Raw genomic sequence first — 23,004 nt, forward strand, 5'->3', positions numbered from 1 at the left:
CTGGCCAAAATATTCCTGTGAACATACCCGATAACGATACGGCACCCAAAGACTCCATGCTCAAGCGCGGGATATGGCGCCTACTGTTCCTTGCAGTCGGCCTGTTCATCGGCATCGGCATTCCCTACATCTGGTATCTCGACAAGCAGGTTCGCGATCAATTCGCCCAGCTCAACTGGCAGGTACCGACCAAAGTCTTCGCTCGGCCGCTCGTGCTGAAACCCGGATCGCCTCTGGATGGCAGCAGCCTCGAGCTGGAACTGCAGGCCGGGGGTTACAAGGATGACGGTCGCGGCGTTCTGGCCGGAAGCTACGGGCGCAGTGGCGGCCGTTTCCGGCTGACCACCCGTGAATTCTTCGACGTCAACGGCAGGGTGCCATCGCGCCATCTGGAAGTGCTGCTGGTTTCTGGCCGCATCGCCGCCGTGCGCGATGTCAACACGCGCCGCAACATCCCTTCTGCGAAAGTCGATCCGGTGCGCATTGCCACCTTGTACGGCAACACCACCGAAGAGCGCCGGCTGGTCAAAATCGATCGGGTACCGAAACTGCTGGTCGAGGGTTTGCAGGCCGTGGAAGACCGTAATTTCGAGAATCACATCGGCATCGATCCGATGGGTGTTGCGCGTGCCATTTATATCAATATCCGCGAAGTCGGATTCGAGCAGGGCGCCTCGACGTTGACGCAACAGTTGGTGCGCAGCCTTTTCCTGAGCAATACCAAAACCATTACCCGCAAGGTCAAGGAAGCGCTTTATGCGCTCATCATCGAAGCGCGCTTCGATAAAAAAACCATCCTCGAGGCCTATCTCAACCAGGTCTACCTTGGTCAGGTCGGTGACCAGTCCATCCACGGCATCGCCGCCGGTGCCGATTTCTGGTTCGGGCGTGATGTCACGCAGTTGCAGGACCATGAAATCGCGTTGCTGATCGGTCTGGTTCAGGGCCCGTATTACTGGGATCCGCGCAAGCATCCGGAGCGCGCGCTCAAGCGCCGTGCGATTGTGATTCAGGAATTCCTCGAAGCCGGGCTGTTCACGCCCGAACAGGCGGAAAAAGCCAAAGCGGCTCCGCTGGGTGTTGTCGCCAAACCCATTCTGGCCCGTAACCGTGCCCCTGCTTTTCTGGATATCGTGCGCCGGCAATTGGCCAAGGATTACGATGACGACGATTTGAGCGGGCAGGGTCTGACTGTACTGACCACGCTGTCACCGGCGGCGCAGAACTATCTGGAGAAAGCAGTCACCGGAACCTTGTCGCGCGTTCAGCGTGAAAAGGGTCCTGAGCTGCAGGCGGGTGCCATCGTCACCGAGGCGGGCACCGGCAACATCGTTGCAGCCGTCGGCAACCGCAATGTCGGCACCCCCGGATTCAACCGTGCGGTCGATGCCAAACGGCCGATCGGATCCTTGATCAAACCCTTCGTGTTCATGCTGGCGCTGGCACGTCCGGATGACTGGTCACTGTCGAGCTGGATCAGTGACGAGCCGGTCGCGGTCAACACCGAAGACGGCAAAATCTGGGAGCCGAAGAACTCCGATCGCAAGAGTCATGGCACCGTGACCTTGTCTTCGGCCTTGGCCAATTCCTACAATCAGGCCACGGTCCGTCTGGGTATGCAGGTCGGCCCCGGACGCGTCGGTGAGCTGGTGCATGCCTTGACCGGCGAGAAAGTCAAAGCACATCCCTCGCTGTTGCTGGGATCGGCCGATCTTTCTGTCTATACCATGTCGCAGATTTACCAGTTCCTTGCCTCCGGCGGCCGCGTGCAGCCCCTGCAATCGGTGCGTGCCGTGCTTGATCCGCAGGGCAAGGCGCTCAGCAAATACGAAAAAGAACCGGTCATCGCACAGAAAGGCGATGCCATGGCGGCGCGACTTCTCGCGTTCGGTTTACAGCAGACGGTCACCTCCGGCAGTGCCCGTGCCCTGCTGTCTGAAGGTCTGGGCGATCTGCAATCGGCCGGTAAAACCGGCACCAGCAACGATTCGCGTGACAGCTGGTATGCCGGCTATACCGGTGATCATCTGGCGGTGATCTGGGTGGGCAATGACAAAAACGAACCGACCGGTTTGTACGGCGCTACCGGCGCCATGCGGGTCTGGGCGCAGCTGTTCAAGCGACTGCCGAGCCGGCCCTTGCGCATTTCCGGGGAAGGTTTGGAATGGGCCTATCTGGATGCTTCGCGTTTTGCCACCACCGATGATTTCTGTCCGGGTGCGCGACGAGCGGTATTCATCGCTGGTTACCTGCCTTCCGACAACGTGTCCTGTGGTGAGCGTCCTGCTGCTGAAACCGAGTCCGGATCCTGGCTTGACTGGTTCACCGGTGCCAAGCCAGCGCCTACCGAGGAATCGCCGACGCCTGTTCCGGAAGTCCGGAACCGTCCATGAAATACGCTCTGCCGATCGTGCTGGTGCTTGCGCTCGTCGCCTGCAGCCGGCCGGAAACCACTCCTGTGCCCGCACATGATCTCAGCCCGGAGCAGATGCTGGATAAAATCCGCGCCCAATCAGAAGTCGGTAATGAAGTCGTGTTTAATGCCTTGGCCGATGAAGTCATCCTCGACTTGCAGGCCAACGCAGGGGCGGCCGAAGCGGTGGGCAATTATGCGCAGGCGAAAACGTTGCTCGATCAGGCGCTGCAGGTGAATCCTGCCGATCCGCAGGTGCTGCAGAGCCGTGCCGAGCTGGCCATCCGTGATCGGGCCTGGGTGCAGGCCGAGCAGTATGCCCGGCGCTCCTTCGATTCCGGAGCCAAGCTCGGCAGTCTGTGTCGACGTAACTGGCTGACCATGCATTACGCACGTATGGCGCAGGGACGCAGCCTGCCGCCGCCGCAGCTGGCCAAGAACCTCAACGAGTGTACGCTCGTTCCGCCGGAACGCCTGTAATGTCGGAATGGACCGCACAATGCGCCGAGGCGCTCTCGGCCGATGGGCTTCTGGCCCGCCAGCTGCAGGGCTTCGCATTCCGTGAAAGCCAGCAGGCATTGTCCGAGGAAATCGCCCGTGCCATCGAGGACCGCGCGGTCCTGATCGCCGAGGCCGGCACCGGCACCGGTAAAACCTATGCGTATCTGGTGCCGGCGCTGCTGTCCGGCAAACGCGTGATCATCTCCACCGGCACCAAAGCCCTGCAGGATCAGCTCTATCACCGCGATCTGCCGCGCATCAAACAGGCGCTGTCGACGCCGGTACATTCCGCGTTGCTGAAAGGCCGTGCCAACTATCTCTGTCTGTTCCGGATGGAACAGGCCAAATCGGAAACTTTTGCCAGCCGTGACCTCATCCTGCAATTCCAGCGGGTGCTGCAGTGGGCCGGCAAAACCAAGCGCGGCGATCTGGCCGAACTTTCCAGCATTCCCGAAGACAGCCCGATCTGGCCGCAGGTCAGCTCCACCGCCGACAATTGTCTCGGCAGTGAATGCCCTTACTGGAGCGAGTGCCATCTGGTCAAGGCACGCCAAGAGGCGCAGAGTGCCGATATCGTGGTGGTCAATCACCATCTGTTGCTGGCCGATCTGGCCATCAAGCAGGAGGGCTTCGGTGAAGTCCTGCCCGGCGCTTCGGTATTCATTCTGGATGAGGCCCATCAGGTGCCTGAGCTTGCCCTGCAGTTCTTCGGCGAGTCGGTCAGCACCCGGCAGTGGCTCGATCTGGGCAAGGATATCCTTCTGGAATCCGGTAAAATCACCGGCAGCTCGGTGCTGTTGGCGCCACCGGTGAAAGCGATGGAGCTGCGCATCAAGCAATTGCGCGCCGAATGCGAAGTCGTTCCCGGAAAGGGCGCTGCTGCGATTCTGGCCACACAGTCGAAAATTCTCACGGCCCTGCACGATGTCCAGGAGGCTGCCGAAACCCTATTGGCCGATCTGCAGTTGCAGGCTGGCGCATCGACGGCCTTGGATCAATGTACGGCCCGCGCCGATGCGCTGCTGGCGCGCTGGCGCGTCTGGTGCAGCGGCCTGAACCGCGAACCGGATGCTGATGTGCCGATGGCGGCCGTGCGTTGGTATGAACTCAGCCAGCGCGGTATCACCCTGAATGCCACACCGATGGATGTCTCGACGCCCTTGCGGCAATACCGCGAACAGAGTCAGGCCGCCTGGATTCTGACCTCGGCGACGCTGGCAGTGAATGCGTCGGTCGATCATCTGGCGGCCAAGCTGGGTTTGAATGATCCGCGCGTATTGGTCCAGCCGAGTCCCTTCGACTGGCAGAATCAAGGTCTGTTCTATCTGCCCAAGCAGATGCCGGAGCCGTCCAGTCCGAATTTCGTGAATGCCCTGCTGGATGCCGCCCGTCCGGTACTGGAAGCTTCCGGCGGCCGCGCCTTTCTGCTGTTCACCTCGCACCGCGCGCTGAAGCAAGCTGCGCAGCTGCTCGAAGGCGGGCCGTGGCCGTTGTTCGTGCAGGGCACGGCGCCGCGCATGGAGCTGCTGGAACGTTTCCGCAATTCCGGCAACGGCGTGTTGCTCGGCGCCGCCAGTTTCTGGGAAGGCGTGGATGTGGCGGGAGATGCCCTGAGCGTGGTCATCATCGACAAGTTGCCGTTCGCCGCTCCCGATGATCCGGTGTTGGAAGCGCGTCTGGAATCGGTGCGCCAGCGCGGTGGCAATCCGTTCATGGAAGAGCAGATTCCCTCTGCGGTCATCGCCTTGAAACAGGGTGTCGGCCGACTGATCCGCAGCTTCGAAGACCGCGGTGTTCTGATGATGGGCGATACCCGCTTGGTCAGTAAACCCTACGGCAAGACATTCATCCAATCGCTGCCGCCGTTTCCGCGCACCCGCGAAATCGACGATGTCCGCGAATTTTTTGCTAAAGTGCCGGCATGAATCTGCTTGTATTCGACACCAGTACCGAAGCCTGCGCCGTTGGCGTAGCGGCCGGCAATGTGCATCATGGCCGGTTTGAACTGACGCCACGCCGGCATACCGAGTGCGTACTGCCTTGGAGCGAGCAACTGTTGGCAAAGGCGGGCTTGGAAAAAACCGACCTGCAGGCCATCGGTGTCGGTATCGGTCCGGGGGCATTCACCGGTGTACGCCTTGCGGTTTCTTTGGCACAGGGCATGGCGCTGGGTCTTGGGATTCCGCTGGTGCCGGTGTCCACACTGGCGGTGATTGCACAGGCGCAAACGCATGACGGACCGATTGTGGTGGCCATGGACGCCCGCATGGGTGAGTGTTACGTGGGCTTTTATCAGAAACACGATGGCATCGTCCAGGCTCTTGCGCCGGAGTGTCTGCTCAAACCCGAGGCCATCGCGCTGCCCTTTGATGGCGAATGGATTGGTGCCGGCACGGCTTTCGCTGCCTATGCGCTGCAGTTGTCGCCGGGATTCACCGGTGCATTGCGCCGTATAGACGACTCCGCGTTGCCGCAGCCCGAAGCACTCCTGCAATTGGCCGTGTTCGGGTTCAACACCGGTCTAGCCTGTCCACCGGAACAGATTGAACCGGCCTATCTGCGTGACAAAGTCGCCTTGACCATTGCCGAGCGCGCAGGCGGCTGAGTGCGGTTTTTAATGGCGGGAAACCCAGAACAAGAATGCGCCATTCACCAAAATCGTAATCAGGAAAACAAATTGAAACCTACGTTTTCCGGTTTTGTGCTGAAACAGCCGCTGTGCCAATAACGCACCCAGCCAACCACCCATCAAGGCACAAAGGTGCAGTAGGTTTTCGGGGATGCGACGTCCTCCTCGCCTTGCTGCGGCCTTGTCTGCGCCATACAGCAGGATAGTAAAGGCATTGAGAACCGCCAAGGCGATGGCTGCATAGTGCATTGGAAGTAAGGCTTGTCTTAAAGCTTGAACATGGGACGAAGCGCAATGCCCGCCCGGTTGCCGATCAGCGCGAACACGATCCAGACCCAGCCGTGCAGACTGCCGGAGGCGATGCCGCTGAAGAAAGCGCCGATATTGCAGCCATAAGCGATGCGCGAGCCGTAACCGAGCAGCAGGCCGCCGATCATACTGGCCAACAGATGGGAGAGCGGAATCCGCCAGATCGGCAGGAATTTGCCGGCAAGTCCCGACGCCAGCAAAGCCCCGAGCACGATACCGAAATCCATGACCGAGGTGATGTCGCCCAAGGGGCCGGCGGCCAGTGTGGTTTGCATGGCCGGCGTATCAAATCCGGACCAGCTACCGACCGGGAGGCCGACGAGCTGCAGGACCGAGCCGCCCCAGAGTGCAAAAGCCGTGGCGATGCCCCACGGCCGTCCCGCCAGATACAGGGTGGTGAAGTTGAGCAGGGCCAAGGCTAAGGCGCCGGCCAATAGTGGCCAGGGCCCGCGCAGCCATGAGGCATTGCCCTGATTGGCAATGGGTTCCACTGCACCATGGTGCCGACGTTCGATGCGCGCGGCAGCAAAATACGCCAAGGCGAACACACTGAGGTTCAGCAGCAAGGCGAACGGCCAACCCATGAGGTCGATCATCGAAGCCGGTGGCAAGGCCGGCAGTGTCTTCCACCAGGCGAGATGGGTCAGCCCCAGCATGGCGCCGAGGATGAAAAACAACAGCGTGACCAGCATGCGCGTGCTGCCCCCGCCGACGGTAAACAGCGTGCCCGAAGCACAGCCGCCACCGAGTTGCATGCCGATACCGAACAGGAAGGAACCGATCACCACCGAAAGGCCTGCCGGTGACACAAAACCCTGCACCGGTTGGCCGAACAAGTTGCCGCCGGCAAGCGCCGGAAAAAACAACAGGCAGGCACTGCCGAGCATGACCATCTGGGCGCGGAAGCCGGCACTGCGTTGTTCGGCCAGCAAGAGTCGGAATGCCGCCGTAAAACCGAACACGGAATGGTACAGGGCGATGCCGAGCAGGCTGCCGACTAAAAACAAGGGTACCAGTGGCGCTTCGGAACTCTGTCTCGAAATCAGCAGTGCCAGCAGGGCAATTCCTACCAAGGCTACCAGGATCATTCGGGTCTGCGCCGGTGACCGGGTGACGGTGCTCATTTAGGCAGGATTGCCGACCAGGATCCAGGTGCCCAGGCCGAGGAAGGCCAGGAAGCCCATCACATCGGTGACGGTGGTGACCACCACGCCGCCGGCGAGCGCCGGATCGATGTCCATGCGTTTCAGCAACAAGGGCACGGCCACGCCGGCCAAGGCCGCCACCACCAGATTGATCAGCATGGCCGCGGCGATCACCATGCCGATTTTCGGTTCGAACCACAGTGCCGAAATCACACCGACCACGATGGCCCAGACAATGCCGTTGATGAAACCGACCAGGGTTTCCTTGTTGAACAGGGCTTTCAGATTGCCCAAACCGACCTGGCCGAGTGCGATGCCGCGCACCATCAGGGTCAGGGTCTGGGTGGCGGCGACGCCGCCCATACTGGCCACGATCGGCATCAGAATGGCCAGCGGCACGATCTTCTGCAGCGTGTCTTCGAATTGCCCGATGACCCAGGAGGCCAGGAAGGCCGTGGCCAGATTGATGCCCAGCCAAAGTGCACGCCGTTTGGCCGCGCGCGGTACCGGGCTGAACAGATCTTCGTCTTCATCCAGACCGACCGCGCTCAGGGCCTGGTGCTCGGCTTGCCCGCGGATGATGTCGACCACGTCATCGATGGTGATGCGACCGAGCAGGATGTTGTTGGCATCCACCACCGGCGCTGAAATCCAGTCATGATCCGAGAACTGCGTGGCCACTTCGTTGTCGGGGGTATCCAGGGGAATGCCCGGCTGTTCGTCGTTGATCAGTTCGTTGATGGCGGTCGAAGGATCCTTGGTCAGCAGGTCGCTGACCGAAATCCGGCCCATGTACTGGTTGCGACGCGAGACCACATACAGGTAGTCGGTGTGCTCCGGCATTTCGCCGCGCAGACGCAGATAGCGCAGCACCACATCGATGTTGACGTCGGCACGCACGGTGATGACGTCGGTGTTCATCAGTCGGCCGGCGGAGTCCTCGGGATAGGACAAGGCCTGCTCGAGGCGTTCGCGGTGGTCGCGGTCCATCGACTTGAGGACTTCCTCGATGACGGTGTCCGGCAGGTCGTCGATCAGATCGGCCAGATCGTCGAGGTCGAGATCTTCCACGGCCGCGATGATTTCATCCTGGTCCATTTCCGCAATCAGGCTTTCGCGCACGTCCTCGCCGACATGCACCAGCACTTCACCGTCGTCTTCGGGATCGACCAGACCCCACACAATATTGCGCTTGGCGGCGGGCAGGGATTCAAGCAGGTTGCCGATTTCGGCCGGGGACAGGATGTTGACCAGACGCCGCACCGGTCCCAGACGGCCCGAATCGAGCGCATCAGAGAGCAGGCGCAGCTGTTGCGCCGTCTTGGTGTGGCGGACGTGTTCAACCATGCGGTGCCCTCCCGGTTATCCGGGTATTATCCGCGCAATCGGCGGCGGTGAAAAGACGGAAAGCGCTTAATCTTCGAAGCGCCGCAGAAACAGAGCTTCCAGTGCATCCAGGGCTTGATCGGCATCCTCGCCTTCGGCACGCGCGATGATTTCACGCCCCGGCCCGGCCGCCAGCAGCATCACGCCCATGATGCTCTTGGCATTCACTTCGCGACTGCCGAGGCTGAAGCTGACATTGCAGCCGAAATGGCTGAGGACCTGCACGACTTTCGCGGAGGCCTGCGCATGCAGTCCATTTTCCGCGCTCACCAGGAGTTTACGTTCCGCCATAATCACTCCAGTTCCCTGTGGTACACCATTACCTTATCATGCCCGCCGGCACTGCAGTGCCGGGTCAGGCTTTCGGCCAGATAGACCGAGCGGTGTTTTCCGCCGGTACAGCCGAAGGCCACGGTCAGGTAGCTGCGGGTTTCGGCCTCGAAGCGCGGCAACCAGGTATCGATGAATTCGGTAATTTGCCGCAGATAGGTGGCGACCTGCGGATCGGCTTCGAAATAGGCTTTCACCGCCGCATCCTTGCCTGACAGCGGCCGCAACTCGGGAACCCAGTGCGGATTGGGCAGGCAACGTGTGTCGAACACGAAGTCGGCGTCCGGCGGTACACCGCGTTTATAGGCGAATGATTCGAACAGGATTGAAATACTGCTGCGGGCATGGCCTTGGACTTCATCAAGAACGCGTTTGCGCAGCTGGTGCACATTCAGTTCCGTGGTGTCCACCACCAGATCGGCCAGCGCTACCAGCGGTTGCAGCTGTCGGCGTTCTTCGGCAATGGCATCCGACAACGGCAAGCCCTGCATCGACAGCGGGTGTTTTCGGCGGGTTTCGGAGAAGCGCTTGATCAGTACCGCATCATCGGTATCGAAGAACACCAGCTTGGTGTCGAAGCCGTGGGCTTTGACCCGCGTCAGCAGATTCCCGATCAGGCGCAGGTCGTTGGTCAGATTGCGCACATCAATGCCGACCGCGACCCGATGGCGGCGCAGATCATCGGTGGCCATGTTCTGCACCAGGTCCGGCAGCAGATTGGCCGGCAGGTTATCGACGCAGTAGAAACCGAGATCTTCCAGTGTCCGCAGCGCCACGCTTTTGCCCGAGCCTGACAGGCCGCTGACGATGACCAGGCTGGACGGTATGGCGCTCATGAAGACACATCCGTGTTGTCGAGCAGTTGCTGGTGCCGGGCCATGAAATCATTGGCCGGGTCCTTGCCCTGCTGGCGCAGCATCTGCAGACGTACGGCCACTTCCGTCAGTACCGCCAGATTGCGTCCGGGTGCCACCGGCAGATTGAACACCGGAATGTCCATGTCGAGTACACGTTGGGTGGAGGCGGTGCCGGTCAGGCGGAAGTCGGCGTTGTTGTGTTCGGGCCGGAAGTGCAGCAGATTGATGATCAGCTTCAGGTATTTGCTGCTCTTGACCGAAGTGTCGCCGAACATCTGGCGGATGTTCATGATGCCGAGGCCGCGCACTTCCATCATGTCCTGCAGCAGCGGCGGGCAACTGCCTTCAAGGATGCTTGGGGTGATCTGGGTGAATTCGGGCGCATCATCGGCCACCAGTCGATGACCGCGGCTGATCAGCTCGAGCGCGAGCTCGCTCTTGCCGGATCCGGCTTCACCGGTGATCAGCACCCCGAACGAGAAGATCTCCATGAACACACCATGTAGCGAGGTTTGCGGTGCCAGACGCACTGACAGGAAATGCTGGAGCAGGTTCAGGCATTCGAAGCCACGCCGGTCGGAAACCCACAGGGCGACCTGGGCATCTTCGCAGGCCTGCTGCAGATCGGTCGGACAGGGCTGACCCTGGCTGATGACCAGTGCCAGAGGATTCTGTTCGATGATCTTGCTGATGTTCTCCCAACGCAGGCGCGCATCCAGACGATCGAGCCAGGCCAATTCGGCCAAACCGAGCACCTGTACTTTGTTGGGATGGATGACGTTGAGGTAACCGGCCAAGGAAGGACGTTTGGAGGTGACTTCGTTGCGGTCAGTCCGGACATCCTTGCCCGATTTGCCGGCCAACCAGCGCAAGGCAAGCGTCTGCTGCAACTGGTCGAACAGCTCGCGGGCGCTGATGCTGGTGTTCATGGGCAGCCGATAGGAAGGACTGCCTTCATTCTAGCCAAATTTTTCCATCTTTGCCGCGCTTTCGCCACGGTGATGGTCTTTCATCTTTTCCTTGTTCTTGACCACCATCCGGTCCAGTTTGTCGGCCAGCAGGTCGATGGCGGCATACATGTCGGGTGCGGTCGCGAAGGCGAAGTGGTTTTTCCCCGGTGTGTGCAGGGTGGCTTCGGCCTTCTGCTCGAGCTTATCCACGGACAGAATCATCTTGATGTCGAGATGGTGGTCGAAGTGCTTTTTGACACGCGACATTTTCTCTTCCGCATAGCTGCGGATGGCGGCGGTGACCTCGACCTGATGTCCGGTGATTTGCAGTTGCATGGGGATCTCCTTCTTTGGGTTTCAAGACCACGCTAGCACAGCCGGTGTTAAAAAAGAATCAAGCCAACAGTGGCGTTCACATGGTCTTTTTGCGCTGATGTGAAGGCGGAAGACCGAGGGCTTCCCGGTACTTGGCAATGGTCCGGCGTGCCACCGGTAGGCCCCGGGCCGCCAGCAGTCTTTCCAGCTTGGCGTCCGAGAGCGGTTTATCCGCGGACTCGGCCGCAATCAGTGCCGCAATCTGGCCTTGCACGGCACCGGCTGCCTGAACGGTTCCCGAATCATCGGTGATGCCGGAGCCGAACAGACTGCCCAGTTCGATCATGCCGTGCGGGGTGGTCAGCCACTTGCCACTGCACGCCCGCGACACCGTCGACTCATGCAAGCCCACGCTTTCTGCGATTTCGCGCATGCTCATGGCCTGCAGCGCTGTCGGGCCGGTGTCCAGAAAGGGCGTCTGTTTGCGCACGACCGCTTTCACCACTTTCAGCAGGGTTTCGCGTCGTGATGCGATGCCTGCAATCAGCCAGCGGGCTTCCTGCAGGTACTGGGCCAGATGCGCGGCGTCGGCGCCACGGCTGTTGCGGGTCAGTTTGAGGTAGTAGGCGTTCAGTCGCAGGTGTTGTCCGGAGTCGCGCAGACTCTGCACCTGCCAGCCATTACGTTTGGGGACAACGGCAAAGTCGGGCTCGACATACTCGGTGCGCGAATACTGGAACAGCGCGCCGGGTTTGGGGTCCAGGGTTTTCAACAAGGCGACAGCTTCGGCGGTCGACAAGGCCTCATAGCCGCCGGCCTTGGCCACTGCCGTTGCGCCGCCTTTGGCCAGGGTGTCCAGATGACGGGCGGCGATGTCGGTGGCCAGTGTCAACAGTCCCGGTTCCGCCGCGATGTGCGCCAGTTGCACCTGCAGGCATTCCGACAGCGTGCGCGAACCAACGCCGACCGGATCGAAGCGTTGGATCAGGTGACGGACTGCTTCGATTTCGGCATCAGCGGCGGGCGGCATCAGTGCGCTGGCAATGCGCAAATCATCGGCACTGGCCTGGCAGTAACCGTCATCATCCAGGCTATCAATCACGGCCTCGCCAATGGCCTGATCACGACGGCTCAAACCACTGAGCTGCAGCTGCTCGCCGAGATGGCTGCGCAGGGTCTTCGGTTCCGGCAGGGCATCAAAGAGGGATTGTTCCGATTCCGGCATGGCGGACAGCGGAAAATCCGCGTCCACGTCACCTCCATCATGTTCAGTGTCTTCTGGAGCAAAATCGGCTGACGCATCCGCTAGCGCCGCGGTGTCGGTGTCGGCCTCAACACGCTCCAGCATCGGATTGCCGGCCAGGGCGTTATCGATTTCCTGCTCGAGTTCGGTCTGCGTGCATTGCAGCAGCTTGAGCGCAAGCTGCAGCTGTGGGGTCAGCTTGGTGCTTTGCCGGGGCGAGAGCTGCGCACGGGCCTTCATGCGCGGACTACAGCTTGAACTGCTCGCCCAGATAGACGCGGCGGACGTCGGGATGATCCAACAGATAGGCCGGCTCGCCTTCGGCCAGGGCCGTGCCTTCGAACAGAATGTAGGCGCGGTCGCAGATACCGAGAGTTTCACGGACGTTGTGGTCGGTGATCAGCACGCCGATGCCCCGTTGTTTGAGTTGGCGGATGATGGTCTGGATATCGAGTACGGAAATCGGATCGACGCCGGCGAAGGGTTCGTCGAGCAGGATCATGCGCGGATTGGCGGCCAAGGCGCGGGCGATTTCGACACGCCGGCGTTCGCCGCCGGAAAGGCTGGCGCCCATCTGGGTGGCGACATGGGCGATCTGCAGTTCATCAAGCAGGGAATGCAGTGCCGTATCGCGGCCATCGGCGTCGAGATCAGCGCGCAGTTCGAGTACCGACAGGATGTTTTCCGACACTGACATTTTGCGGAATACCGAAGCTTCCTGGGGCAGATACCCGAGGCCCAGACGGGCACGTTCGTGCATGGCCAGACCGGTGATGTTGCGGCCGTCAAGCTCGATGCGTCCGGCATCGGCGGCCACCAGCCCGACGATCATGTAAAAGCAGGTGGTTTTGCCGGCGCCGTTCGGACCAAGCAGGCCGACCACTTCGCCCGGATTCAGATCGAGCCCGAAATCATGCACGACCGCCCGCTGCTTATAGGATTTTTTAAGACCGCGTGCGCTGAGCATCAGTTACCGGCTCCGCTCGCCGGATTCAGACGCATCTGCACGCGCCCGCCGGTGCCGCCGCCGGTCAATCGTCCGGTCTTGAGGTCGTAACGGATCGACTCGCCGCGCATGCTGCCGCGGGCCTGGTCGATGAGTACGCCGCCGTTGAGCTGGATCTGTTCGCTGCTGATCAGATACACGATCTGTTTGGCCGAGGCTTTCATCACATCGCCGTTGTCGTTGGTCTGCTGCATGCGCGTGGGCGCACCGCTGAGGGTGACTTTGACCACATCGCCCTTGACCCGTGAAATCACGGCTTTGTCGGCTTCGATTTTCAGGCTGCCCTGGGTGATCAGCACATTGCCGCTGATGCTGGATTCACTGGTGTCGGTCAGCAGGGCATCGGTGTTGTCGGCGCTGATGTCCATCGGCTGTTTGCGATCGCTGCTCTTGGCATCGCACTGGCCGGCGAACAGGGCGGCAAACAGCAGCACGGGAAACAGATTATTCGGGCGCATAACGGGCGGTGACCTTCGAGAGTAATTGGACGCGGCGCTGCTTCATGTCGGCTTCAAGACCGACTCCGCTGAGTATAGAGCGGCCGTGGTTGACGGTCACCCGTCCGGTGCTTTGCATTCGGTTTTCCTTGGGGAAAATGCTCAGTTCGGCGGCACTGAATTCGGTTTTCAGGCCCTTCGGGGATACCGGGCCGGAGATCAGCACGTTCTGCTGCAGGCGGATTTCGCGGGCGCGGTCGGATACCCAGGCGCTGTCAGCGACGGCATCCCAGTTCTGGCCCGTTTCCTCGCCAGGAAACACGAACACCGGCTTTTGGATGGTGAGCGATTTTCCGTCCGGATCGCGCTCCAGCAAGGGTGATTTCAGGGAGAATGCCGTCTTGCCGTCTTCATTGAAGGCATGCATGCTGAAATCCTGCAGTCGGTAGTCCGAACGTGCGGTCTTTTCGGCCTGCTGATCGCGCTCTCCGCGCATGTCCCAGACCACCATGGCCAGAACGGCAACCGCGACACTCATGGCCAAGGTGGCCTTACGGTAATTCACGGGGCACCGAACCGGCGCAACAGCTCTTCATCCTTGCCCTGGATGGACAGGATGAAATCGCAGAATTCACGGGCCGCACCATGACCGCCATTGAACCGGCTGGTCCACAGGGCATTGGCCTGGATCGGCATCAAGGCATCGGCCGGGCAGGCCGACAGGCCGACCGCCTGCAGACAGGCCAGATCGGGATAGTCATCGCCCATGTAGGCGACTTCTTCCAGCGTGATGCCCTCGGAGGCGCAGAGCTGCCGGACGACGGCCAGTTTATCGGTGACGCCATCGAACACATGCTGCAAGCGCAGGTCGCGGCCGCGGGCTTGCACGATGCGGCTGTGGCGTGCGGTAATCAGCGCCACCCGGATGCCGCAATCTTCGAGCAGACGAAGGCCTTGGCCGTCATGGACATGAAAGGATTTGGTTTCTCCGCCGTTTTCATCGAAATTCAGGCGGCCATCGGTCAGGGTGCCATCGACATCGAAGCAGACCAGTCGGATGTTCTTGGCGCGGGCATCGGCACTGGCCATCAGACCACCCGTGCCTGCAGTAGATCGTGAATGTTCAGCGCCCCGACGCAGCGACCTTCGTCATCCACGACCAGCAGGCCGTTAATGCGGTGCTGCTCGAGCAAATGGGCGGCCTCAACAGCCAGGTGGCCGGCCGGAACCGTCTTCGGGTGTTTGGCCATCAATGCCGAAACCGGCGTGCTGTTGAAATCGACCGGGCCGTTGCCCAGTGCCCGTCGCAAGTCGCCATCGGTGAACACGCCGAGCAGGCGACGGTTGGCATCGAGTACGGCAGTCATGCCCAAGCGCTTCTGGCTGATTTCCAGTAATGCTTCGGTCACACTGGCATCGGGACCCACTGCAGGCAAATCGGGGCCTTGATGCATAAGGTCATCAATGCGCACCAACAGGCGGCGGCCGAGACTGCCGGCCGGATGCGAGCGGGCGAAATCGTCGGAACTGAAGCCACGCGCTTCCAGCAGGGCCACCGCCAGAGCATCGCCGAGGGCCAGGCTGACCGTGGTGCTGGAGGTCGGCGCCAAGCCGTGCGGACAGGCTTCTTCGGGCACGGCCACATCCAGGTGCACATCGGAGAATCCGGCCAGACGCGATTGCGGCTTGCCGGTCATGCTGATGACGATGTTGCCCTGGCGCTTGAGCACCGGCATGATCATGTTGATTTCATCGGACTCGCCGGAGTAGGACAGCGCCAGCACGACATCGGCATCGGTAATCATGCCGAGATCGCCGTGACTGGCTTCGCCCGGATGCACGTAAAACGCCGGGGTACCGGTGGAGGCGAGGGTGGCGGCGATTTTGTTGGCGACATGCCCGGATTTACCCATGCCGGTACAGACCACACGGCCGGTACAGGCCAACAGGTGTCGGCAGGCTTCGGCAAAGCGGGCGTCGAGCCGGCTTTCCAGATGCTGCAGGGCACGGGTTTCGACCGACAGCACCCGGCGCCCGGCAGTGATCCAGGCGTCATCGCTCGAAAATTTTTCAGCGCTGTGAAGGGTCATCGGCCGTCTTTAGCGGTATCATGTCGCCTTATTGTACGACTTATGATGCGAGCGTGTGCGGATGTCTCCCGAGACCATAGCCCAGATGATTCAAGCCGGTCTGCCCGGTGCCCAGGTCGAGGTGTTCGGCGATGACGGCGTGCATTTCGAAGCCCTGATCGTGCATGAGGCCTTCGCCGGTAAACTGCCACTGGCCCGTCACCGCATGGTGTACGCCACCCTGGGCGACAAAATGGGCGGTGAAATCCACGCGCTTGCTCTCAAAACCCTGACTCCGGCCGAAGCCGGTCGCGCATAAGGACGTTCCATGGCGAAGATCATCATCAACGGCGGCGACGTCCTCCATGGCGAAGTGCAGATTTCCGGCGCCAAGAACGCCGTGCTGCCCATCCTGTGCGCCACCATCCTGGCCGACGAGCCGGTGACCCTGTCCAACGTGCCGCACCTGCACGATGTCACCACCACCATCAGCCTGCTCGGCGCGCTCGGTGCCAAGATTACGGTCGATGACAATCAGACCCTTCACATCGATCCACGATCCGTCAACCAGACCGTGGCGCCCTACGAGCTGGTCAAGACCATGCGGGCCTCGATTCTGGTTCTCGGCCCCTTGCTGGCGAAGTTCGGCCATGCCGAAGTCTCGCTGCCCGGTGGCTGCGCCATCGGTTCGCGCCCGGTCGATCTGCACATTCGCGGCATGCAGGCACTCGGTGCCGAAGTCACGGTTGAAAACGGTTTCGTGAAAGCCAAATGCGACCGGCTCAAAGGCGGCCGTTTCGTGTTCGACATGGTCAGCGTCGGCGCCACCGAAAACGTATTGAGCGCGGCCGTACTGGCGCAGGGCACCACCGTTCTGGAAAACTGCGCACAGGAACCGGAAATCATCGATCTCGCGCTGTGCCTGCAGGCTTTGGGCGCCAAGATTGACGGCATCGGCACCAGCACCCTGACCATTGAGGGCGTTGAACGCCTGCACGGGGGCACCTATCAGGTGCAAGCCGACCGCATCGAAACCGGCACCTTCCTGGTGGCGGCGGCAATGACCGGCGGCCGTGTGGTGTGCCGGCGCGCCCGCGCCGACTACATGGATTCCGTGCTGCAGAAGCTGGTCGAAGCCGGTGCCGACATCAGCACCACCGCCGACAGCATCACGCTCGACATGGGCGGCCGCCGTCCGAAAGCGGTCAACATCACCACCGCGCCGTATCCGGCCTTTCCGACCGACATGCAGGCCCAGTTCGCCGCGATGAACTGCATCGCCGACGGTGTCGGCGTGATCAAGGAAACCATTTTCGAAAACCGCTTCATGCACATGAACGAACTGCAGCGCCTGGGCGCGGACGTCAAGATTGATGGCCACACCGCCATCGTGCGCGGCGTGCGGGAACTGACCGGCGCTCCGGTCATGGCGACCGATCTGCGGGCCTCGGCGTCCTTGGTGTTGGCCGGTCTGGTTGCCAAGGGCGAAACCGTCATCGACCGTATTTATCACATCGACCGCGGCTATGAAAACATCGAAGAAAAATTCCGCGGACTGGGCGCCCGCATCAAACGCGTGAGTTGATCAGCGTACCGTCAGGATACGCATCTCGATGTTGTCGCCTTTGCTGTTGAGTTCCTGGATCAGCACCGGCGCGTAATCCAAGGATTTGGCGAAATAAATCCGCGTGCTGCGGCCATCACTGCTTTCGCGGATGCGGTCGATGCGCACGGTATCGAGTTTACCCAAGCTGGTGTCCAGTTTCTGTTCGCCGACGCGCTTGAAGGTATAGGTCTCCAGTCGGCCTTTGTTGATGATCTTGTACACGAACTGCGGCCCTTTGCCGGCGCGCAGATCTTCCAGCAAGGCCAAGGTCAGGCTGTGCTGATCGAGCAGGCCGGGCGCATAGGGCGCCTGACGACGGTCTTTGCCGTCGACGAATTCATAGATTTTGGCGCCTTTCTGCAATGCGGTCGATTTGGTGCCGGTCTTCCACGCCACCTTGGTGTCGATGCGGCTACTGACCAGCTCCAGCTCCCCGTTGCGGCGGATCAGCTGGCTGGTTTCGGTCACACCGGCGCCGGCCAGACTGGCCACGCCATCGGTGCCGTTGGTCCGGGTGATGAACTGCGAAAAACCATCTTCCTTCAGCACGTACTGCATGTCGGCGGTGCCCAGCGCGGAGCCGTTGCGGTACACGCGCAGCTTGTAGCTGAAGCCGTCCAGGCTGTCGGCAAGACCGGTGGCACTGAAGCTCAGCAGCAGCAAACCGAGGACAACACGGCGCATGGTCATTCCAGTTCGAGTCGGTGATTGAGCCATGATACCCGAGTGTCCGCACCGTCATGCAGGCTGATACGGCCATCGGCGATGGCCCGTACAGTCGCGATTAAGAGTGGGTGTTCGATGGCGAGCACCCGTTCTGCCAGGTGTTCCGGCGAGTCATCGGGCAGCACGGCGATTTTGGCTTGGCTCAAGATGCGGCCGCCATCGAGTACCGACTCAACCCGATGCACGCTGGCGCCATGTTCGCCATCGCCGGCCGCCAGCGCACGGGCATGGGTATGCAGGCCGGGGTATTTGGGCAGCAGCGAGGGATGGATGTTGATCATCGGGCAGGGCGCGGCGTGGATGCCGGATTCCGAAATGATGCGCATGAAGCCGGCGCAGACAATCAATTCAGGACAAACGGCGGCGGCTTTCTGCATCAAGGCTACGTCGAAATCCTCGCGCGTGGCAAACGATTTCGGATCGAGGTGGGCGCACGCAATGTGCTGTGCATCGGCATAGGCGATGGCACCGGAATCGGCTTTATCGGAAAAAACCCCAACGATTTGTATCGGCAATTCGCCGCTGCTCGCCGCCTGATGCAGGGCCTGCAGGTTACTGCCGCGGCCCGAGGCGAAGACCGCGACCCGCAGGGCTTCAGGCGATGCGGGTGCGCTCATCGCCGCTGCGCGTGACCACCTGGCCGATGGTTTTGTGGCCAAGGCCGAGGGCGTCGAGTGCGTTGCCGACGGCGACGCTCTGCTCGGGATGCACGACCAGCACGAAACCGACGCCGCAGTTGAAGGTGCGCCACATTTCCGGCGCGGCGACATTGCCTTCGCGCTGCAGCCAGTCAAACACCGGTGGCAACACCAGGGTGCTGGCTTCGATGTCGAGGCCCAGGCCTTCGGGAATGACGCGGATGATGTTTTCGCTCAGGCCGCCGCCGGTGATGTGTGCCATGGCCGGAATGCGGTGCTGCTTGAGCAGGGCCAGAATCGGTTTCACATAAAGTTGCGTCGGCGCCATCAACGCGTCGATCAGACGCACACCGCCGACATCCAGATCGGCCGGTCGGCCGGCGCGATCATAGATCTTGCGGACCAGCGAATAGCCGTTCGAGTGCGGACCGGACGAGTCGATTCCAATTAAGATGTCGCCGGCGCGTACCTCGCTGCCGTCGATGATTTCGGATTTTTCCACCGCAGCCACGGTGAAGCCGGCCAGATCGTATTCGCCGGGCGGATACATATCGGGCATTTCCGCGGTTTCGCCGCCGATCAGCGCGCAGCCGCTCATTTCGCAGCCTTTGGCGATGCCGCCGACAACGGCGACCGTGGTCTCGATATCGAGTTTGCCGGTGGCGAAATAATCGAGGAAGAACAGGGGCTCGGCACCTTGCACCAGCACGTCGTTGACGCACATGGCGACCAGATCGATGCCGATGCTGTCATGGCGGTTCAGCTGCTGCGCCAGTTTCAGTTTGGTGCCGACGCCGTCGGTGCCGGACACCAGCACCGGTTCGCGGTAACGGCCGGAAAGATCGAACAGCGCGCCGAAGCCGCCCAGTCCGCCCATCACTTCGGGACGGAAGGTTTTCTTGACCAGGGGTTTGATGCGTTCGACCACGGTATTGCCGGCATCGATGTCAACGCCGGCGTCGCGGTAGCTCAGTGGGGTGTTTTCCGGGGTCACGCCGTCATTCCGAAAAAAGAAAGTCGTATTCTACCAGTTAAGCGATAATAGACGGTGCAAAACCCCATAAACTGAGGCAAGATACCTCCATGATGTCCCGCCATTTCGCCCGTATCGCCCTGTTTTCGCTGCTGATGGCGGGCGCTGGCCTGCTTGCCGCGCAGACCGCGACGCCGGCCAAGCCAGCTGTGGCCAAAACCGCATCCCCTGCCAAGTCTGCGACACCGGCGGATGACGAAGAAGTCGCGCCGGTTGAACGCAAACGTCCGGTGCGCAATCCCGAACTGTACAGCACCACCGTCGAGCTGCTGTCGCAGGGCGAAGACGCCCGCAGTGCCGCTTATGCCCGGGCACTGGTCCAAGTGGTCAATCAACTGACCGGCCGCACCGATGCCGGCGGCAATCCGGTCATCCGCGGGGCGCTGTCCAATGCGCCGAAGTGGGTGCAGAGCAGCAATGCCAATCAAACCGCATCGGACACCGAGGGCAACACGCTGGTGGGGGGTGCGCCGGTGCTGAAGGCCTCGCTGCGGGTCAGCTTCGATCCCAATCCGGTCGATTCGCTGATTGCCGCCGCCGGCTACCGCTACTGGACCGGCGAACGCCCGAAGCCGATGCTGTGGCTCACCATCGATGATGGCCGTGGCCCGCGTCTGGTGACCTCGAAGCAATTGAACGTGATCAAATCCCTGGCCGACCGCGGCCTTGAGCGGGGCATCCGCTTTTTGGTCCCGCAAGGCAGTGCTGCCGATCAGGCGGCGGTGCCGGCCATCCAGAATCTCGATGGCAAGGCGTTGAATCCGATCAACGCCCGTTATCGCAACAACACCCTGTTGATCGGCAAGGTCTACCGCTCGGTCAGCGGCTGGTCGGCGTGGTGGTTGCTTTGGCAGGACGGCGCGGAGCTCTCGCGCTGGCCGGTGACTGAAGCCGACGCCCGCAAGGTCATCGCCTCGGGCGCCGACCGCACCGCCGAGTATTTTGCCAAGCGCGATTCCAGCGCCTTGGATGCCGGTCGTTCCGGGGAGGTGCGCATGGAAATCAGCGGCATCGATTCCCTGTCTGATTACGTGCGTGCACTCGGCTTCCTGCAAACCCATGCCACGGTGCGCAGCGTCGATGTGGATGTGGCGGTGCCCGGCAAATTGATGTTGCGGGTGGATCTGCGCAGCGGGGTTCATGCCTTCCGCGGCCTGATGCGCACCAATAACACCCTGCAGCCTCTGGGCCCGGTCAGCATCGCGCTTCCTGCCGCCGCCGGCGATCCGGTCGACGGCAGCGCGGTCCGCACCGAATTCATCGAACGTTACCTGCTGCGGAACGCCGACCGATGATTCCACTCAAATGGCAATTTCCGCTGCTTCTGCTGCTGCTGGCCGTGGCGGTATGGCTGCTCAGCCCGATTCTGTTCCCCTTTATTTTCTCGCTGGTACTGGCCTGGATGGGCGTGCCACTGGTGCGTCGCTTCGAGCGTTGGGGTCTGAAGCATGACAATGCCGTGCTGTTGGCCTTGGCAGTGCTGTTCGGCGGATTGATCCTCGGCCTGCTGATTCTGATTCCGTTGCTGTGGATGCAACTGTCGTCGCTGGTCGACGGCGTGCCTCGGTTTCTGATCTGGATCCGCGAAACGGCGCTGCCCTGGCTGGCGCTGCATCTGCCCATCGATGTCATGAATTTTTCCGATCGTGAACATTTCGAAGCCTGGATTGAACCGTATAAAAAAGAGATCGGCAATGCGGCGGCGTCCCTGATCGGCACCATTACCCGGTCTTCCGGTGCGGTCCTGGCATTCGTGTCCAATATGTTGCTGGTACCGCTGATCACCTTCTATTTCCTGCGTGACTGGAATGCGATTCTGTCCAAGCTGCATCAGTCCATTCCGCGTCCGTATGAAGCCACCGTGGTCCGGCTCAGCCGCGAATCGAACAGTGTGTTGGGCGGTTTCATCGATGGCCAGTTCCGGGTCATGCTCTGCCTGGGCGCGCTGTATGCCGGCGGCCTGTGGTTGGTCGGCATCGAGTCGGCAATGCTAATCGGCTTTCTGTCCGGCGCCTTGAATTTCGTGCCCTACATGGGCTTCGTGGTCGGCATCGTGCTGGCCGCCATCGCCAGCATCATCCAGTTCGGCGACATCCAGCATCTGATTTGGGTTGTTGTGGTGTACGGCATCGGCCAGTTCACGGAAAGTTTCATCCTGACCCCGCGCATCGTCGGCGACCGCATCGGTCTGAATCCGGTGATGGTGATTTTCGTATTGATGGCCGGCGGTTTGCTGTTCGGCTTCCTTGGCGTCCTGCTGGCCTTGCCGGTTTCGGCCGTGCTCAATGTGGTGTTCAAATACCTCTACGAAGAGCGTTACCTGAAAAGCCGCATGTATGTAGCCCTGCCGCCAGCGCCCAACGCCGATTCGCCGCCAAGGCCGGACGTGTGAGCACGCAGCTGCCGTTGGCGTTCAAGGCCGGCACCGACCACCGCTTCATCGATTTTCTCGGCCAGGACCCGGTCCGGCAGGCTTTCGAGCAGGCCGCCGAAGGCAAAGCCGCGCATCACATCTTTCTGGTCGGCGCCCAAGGCGCCGGGAAGACCCATCTGTTGCGGGCCAGTGCCGGACACGCACTTGCGCTGGGGCAGGCCGCGGTCTATGTGCCCTTGACCCGTGCCTCGGGCATGTTGGCCGAGGTGCTGGACGGCTTGAGCGGTCTGGCCTTGGTGTGTCTGGACGACGTGCAGGCACTGGCCGGCAACCGTGACGCCGAAGAGGCGCTCTTCCATTTTTACAACCGCGCCGGCGCCGAAGGCATGCGCCTGTTGTTCACCGCCACCGCCATGCCGGCCCAACTCGGCATCGGCTTGCCGGATCTGGTGTCGCGTCTGGAGCAGGGATTGCGTTTGCATGCCGAGGTGCTCGATGAGTACGGCAAACGCCGCGTGTTGCAACGCCGCGCCGCCGGCCGCGGTCTGCAGATGGATGAAGCGGTGTTGGATTATCTGTTCACCCGCGTCAGCCGTGATCTGCATACGCTCAGCCAATTGCTCGATCGGCTCGACCATGCCAGTTTGGCCGCGCAACGGCGCCTGACCGTACCGTTCATCAAATCGGTGCTGCACACCGAGGGCTAACGCCGCCTTAGCGGTTGCGCAGCGTGCGATCCAACTCCGCCAGACGTTCCGGCGTACCGACATCGGTCCATTGCCCGCGGTAGTGTTCGCCGGTAATTTTTCCGGCATGCATGGCCGCACGCAGAATCGGTGCGAGTTTGAAGCGCGGATGCGCGACATCGTATTTCTGCCAATCGGACCGGCACTCCCACAGCAATTCCGGACGGTACACGCCGATGCCGGAAAAGGTCAGACGCGACGGCCCTTCCGAGGCCAGACGGCCATCGGGCTGCAGTGCGAAGTCGCCGGCCGGATTGTGTTCGGGATTATCGACCATCACCAGATGCGCCA

General features: G+C 61.3%; 25 protein-coding genes and 1 pseudogene. 9 read left to right on the plus strand and 17 right to left on the minus strand.

Going from position 1 to position 23,004, the window contains the following annotated elements:
- The first annotated feature begins 17 nt into the window (after nucleotides 1-17).
- Genes mrcB through tsaB form a run of 4 tightly spaced genes read left to right on the plus strand, consistent with a single transcriptional unit; the run spans nucleotide 18 to nucleotide 5,519 of the window.
- The gene (gene mrcB / locus ACIQ1A_RS02255; RefSeq protein ID WP_395769454.1) at nucleotides 18-2,393 is read left to right on the plus strand and encodes a penicillin-binding protein 1B; all 2,376 of its coding nucleotides are present in this window, start codon (nucleotides 18-20) and stop codon (nucleotides 2,391-2,393) included.
- Complete coding sequence (locus ACIQ1A_RS02260; RefSeq protein WP_395769455.1) at nucleotides 2,390-2,893, plus strand: tetratricopeptide repeat protein; 504 nt, start codon at nucleotides 2,390-2,392, stop codon at nucleotides 2,891-2,893. The genes mrcB and ACIQ1A_RS02260 overlap by 4 nt, the downstream gene beginning before the upstream one ends.
- Complete coding sequence (locus tag ACIQ1A_RS02265) at nucleotides 2,893-4,839, plus strand: ATP-dependent DNA helicase (RefSeq protein WP_395769456.1); 1,947 nt, start codon at nucleotides 2,893-2,895, stop codon at nucleotides 4,837-4,839. The genes ACIQ1A_RS02260 and ACIQ1A_RS02265 overlap by 1 nt, the downstream gene beginning before the upstream one ends.
- Complete coding sequence (tsaB, locus tag ACIQ1A_RS02270) at nucleotides 4,836-5,519, plus strand: tRNA (adenosine(37)-N6)-threonylcarbamoyltransferase complex dimerization subunit type 1 TsaB (protein ID WP_395769457.1); 684 nt, start codon at nucleotides 4,836-4,838, stop codon at nucleotides 5,517-5,519. The genes ACIQ1A_RS02265 and tsaB overlap by 4 nt, the downstream gene beginning before the upstream one ends.
- 9 nt (nucleotides 5,520-5,528) lie before the next feature.
- On the opposite strand, the gene ACIQ1A_RS02275 is transcribed toward tsaB, so the two are convergent.
- From ACIQ1A_RS02275 to ACIQ1A_RS02335, 13 genes are all read right to left on the minus strand, one after another.
- Nucleotides 5,529-5,792 carry a DUF1294 domain-containing protein gene (locus ACIQ1A_RS02275; RefSeq protein ID WP_395769458.1) on the minus strand — a complete coding sequence of 88 codons (264 nt, stop codon included), beginning with the start codon at nucleotides 5,790-5,792 and terminating at the stop codon, nucleotides 5,529-5,531.
- A 17-nt stretch (nucleotides 5,793-5,809) separates the two neighbouring features.
- Nucleotides 5,810-6,976: a YeeE/YedE family protein gene (locus ACIQ1A_RS02280; RefSeq protein ID WP_395769459.1), complete on the minus strand. Its 1,167-nt coding sequence runs from the start codon at nucleotides 6,974-6,976 to the stop codon at nucleotides 5,810-5,812.
- Nucleotides 6,977-8,344 carry a magnesium transporter gene (gene mgtE, locus ACIQ1A_RS02285; RefSeq protein WP_395769460.1) on the minus strand — a complete coding sequence of 456 codons (1,368 nt, stop codon included), beginning with the start codon at nucleotides 8,342-8,344 and terminating at the stop codon, nucleotides 6,977-6,979.
- Nucleotides 8,345-8,410: 66 nt separating this feature from the next.
- Nucleotides 8,411-8,674, minus strand: coding sequence for an HPr family phosphocarrier protein (locus tag ACIQ1A_RS02290; protein WP_395769461.1), 264 nt, complete (start codon nucleotides 8,672-8,674; stop codon nucleotides 8,411-8,413).
- 2 nt (nucleotides 8,675-8,676) lie between these two features.
- Complete coding sequence (rapZ, locus tag ACIQ1A_RS02295) at nucleotides 8,677-9,549, minus strand: RNase adapter RapZ (protein WP_395769462.1); 873 nt, start codon at nucleotides 9,547-9,549, stop codon at nucleotides 8,677-8,679.
- A complete protein-coding gene (gene hprK, locus ACIQ1A_RS02300; RefSeq protein WP_395769463.1) occupies nucleotides 9,546-10,499 on the minus strand; it encodes an HPr(Ser) kinase/phosphatase in 954 nt (317 codons plus the stop codon). The genes rapZ and hprK overlap by 4 nt, the downstream gene beginning before the upstream one ends.
- Before the next feature lie 30 nt (nucleotides 10,500-10,529).
- Entirely contained in the window at nucleotides 10,530-10,856 is a 327-nt protein-coding gene (hpf, locus tag ACIQ1A_RS02305; protein ID WP_395769464.1) for a ribosome hibernation-promoting factor, HPF/YfiA family, read from the minus strand.
- 76 nt (nucleotides 10,857-10,932) lie between these two features.
- Nucleotides 10,933-12,318, minus strand: coding sequence for an RNA polymerase factor sigma-54 (gene rpoN, locus ACIQ1A_RS02310; protein WP_395769465.1), 1,386 nt, complete (start codon nucleotides 12,316-12,318; stop codon nucleotides 10,933-10,935).
- Nucleotides 12,319-12,325: 7 nt separating this feature from the next.
- Nucleotides 12,326-13,045, minus strand: a complete 720-nt coding sequence (gene lptB / locus ACIQ1A_RS02315) for an LPS export ABC transporter ATP-binding protein (RefSeq protein ID WP_395769466.1) — start codon at nucleotides 13,043-13,045, stop codon at nucleotides 12,326-12,328.
- Nucleotides 13,045-13,542 (minus strand): lipopolysaccharide transport periplasmic protein LptA, encoded by a 498-nt coding sequence (gene lptA / locus ACIQ1A_RS02320; protein ID WP_395769467.1) that lies wholly within the window; start codon nucleotides 13,540-13,542, stop codon nucleotides 13,045-13,047. Before lptA ends, lptB begins: the two co-directional genes overlap by 1 nt.
- On the minus strand, nucleotides 13,529-14,086 hold the full coding sequence (lptC, locus tag ACIQ1A_RS02325) for an LPS export ABC transporter periplasmic protein LptC (RefSeq protein WP_395769468.1): 558 nt from the start codon (nucleotides 14,084-14,086) through the stop codon (nucleotides 13,529-13,531). Before lptC ends, lptA begins: the two co-directional genes overlap by 14 nt.
- Nucleotides 14,083-14,610, minus strand: a complete 528-nt coding sequence (locus ACIQ1A_RS02330; RefSeq protein WP_395769469.1) for a KdsC family phosphatase — start codon at nucleotides 14,608-14,610, stop codon at nucleotides 14,083-14,085. The genes lptC and ACIQ1A_RS02330 overlap by 4 nt, the downstream gene beginning before the upstream one ends.
- Complete coding sequence (locus tag ACIQ1A_RS02335; protein WP_395769470.1) at nucleotides 14,610-15,611, minus strand: SIS domain-containing protein; 1,002 nt, start codon at nucleotides 15,609-15,611, stop codon at nucleotides 14,610-14,612. The genes ACIQ1A_RS02330 and ACIQ1A_RS02335 overlap by 1 nt, the downstream gene beginning before the upstream one ends.
- A gap of 61 nt (nucleotides 15,612-15,672) precedes the next feature.
- Here ACIQ1A_RS02335 and ACIQ1A_RS02340 point away from each other — a divergent pair, with 61 nt between their 5' ends.
- Entirely contained in the window at nucleotides 15,673-15,909 is a 237-nt protein-coding gene (locus tag ACIQ1A_RS02340) for a BolA family protein (RefSeq protein WP_297800728.1), read from the plus strand.
- Nucleotides 15,910-15,918: 9 nt separating this feature from the next.
- The gene (murA, locus tag ACIQ1A_RS02345; RefSeq protein ID WP_395769471.1) at nucleotides 15,919-17,175 is read left to right on the plus strand and encodes a UDP-N-acetylglucosamine 1-carboxyvinyltransferase; all 1,257 of its coding nucleotides are present in this window, start codon (nucleotides 15,919-15,921) and stop codon (nucleotides 17,173-17,175) included.
- Here the strand turns inward: murA and ACIQ1A_RS02350 are convergent, their stop codons facing one another.
- From ACIQ1A_RS02350 to purM, 3 genes are read right to left on the minus strand one after another with little or no spacing between them, the layout of a single operon-like run.
- Nucleotides 17,176-17,880: a DUF3108 domain-containing protein gene (locus ACIQ1A_RS02350; protein WP_395769472.1), complete on the minus strand. Its 705-nt coding sequence runs from the start codon at nucleotides 17,878-17,880 to the stop codon at nucleotides 17,176-17,178.
- Nucleotides 17,881-17,882: 2 nt separating this feature from the next.
- Nucleotides 17,883-18,539, minus strand: a complete 657-nt coding sequence (gene purN / locus ACIQ1A_RS02355; RefSeq protein ID WP_395769473.1) for a phosphoribosylglycinamide formyltransferase — start codon at nucleotides 18,537-18,539, stop codon at nucleotides 17,883-17,885.
- On the minus strand, nucleotides 18,517-19,554 hold the full coding sequence (purM, locus tag ACIQ1A_RS02360; RefSeq protein ID WP_395769474.1) for a phosphoribosylformylglycinamidine cyclo-ligase: 1,038 nt from the start codon (nucleotides 19,552-19,554) through the stop codon (nucleotides 18,517-18,519). The genes purN and purM overlap by 23 nt, the downstream gene beginning before the upstream one ends.
- A gap of 89 nt (nucleotides 19,555-19,643) precedes the next feature.
- Here purM and ACIQ1A_RS02365 point away from each other — a divergent pair, with 89 nt between their 5' ends.
- Genes ACIQ1A_RS02365 through hda form a run of 3 tightly spaced genes read left to right on the plus strand, consistent with a single transcriptional unit; the run spans nucleotide 19,644 to nucleotide 22,674 of the window.
- Nucleotides 19,644-20,888, plus strand: coding sequence for a DUF2066 domain-containing protein (locus ACIQ1A_RS02365; protein WP_395769475.1), 1,245 nt, complete (start codon nucleotides 19,644-19,646; stop codon nucleotides 20,886-20,888).
- Nucleotides 20,885-21,985 carry an AI-2E family transporter gene (locus ACIQ1A_RS02370; RefSeq protein WP_395769476.1) on the plus strand — a complete coding sequence of 367 codons (1,101 nt, stop codon included), beginning with the start codon at nucleotides 20,885-20,887 and terminating at the stop codon, nucleotides 21,983-21,985. Before ACIQ1A_RS02365 ends, ACIQ1A_RS02370 begins: the two co-directional genes overlap by 4 nt.
- Nucleotides 21,982-22,674: a DnaA regulatory inactivator Hda gene (gene hda / locus ACIQ1A_RS02375; RefSeq protein ID WP_395769477.1), complete on the plus strand. Its 693-nt coding sequence runs from the start codon at nucleotides 21,982-21,984 to the stop codon at nucleotides 22,672-22,674. The genes ACIQ1A_RS02370 and hda overlap by 4 nt, the downstream gene beginning before the upstream one ends.
- Before the next feature lie 7 nt (nucleotides 22,675-22,681).
- Here the strand turns inward: hda and ACIQ1A_RS02380 are convergent.
- Nucleotides 22,682-23,004 (minus strand): annotated as a pseudogene (locus ACIQ1A_RS02380) (nucleotidyltransferase family protein); the annotation flags it as partial.

Source organism: Arenimonas sp., assembly GCF_044353605.1.
Taxonomy (GTDB): Bacteria; Pseudomonadota; Gammaproteobacteria; order Xanthomonadales; family Xanthomonadaceae; genus Arenimonas.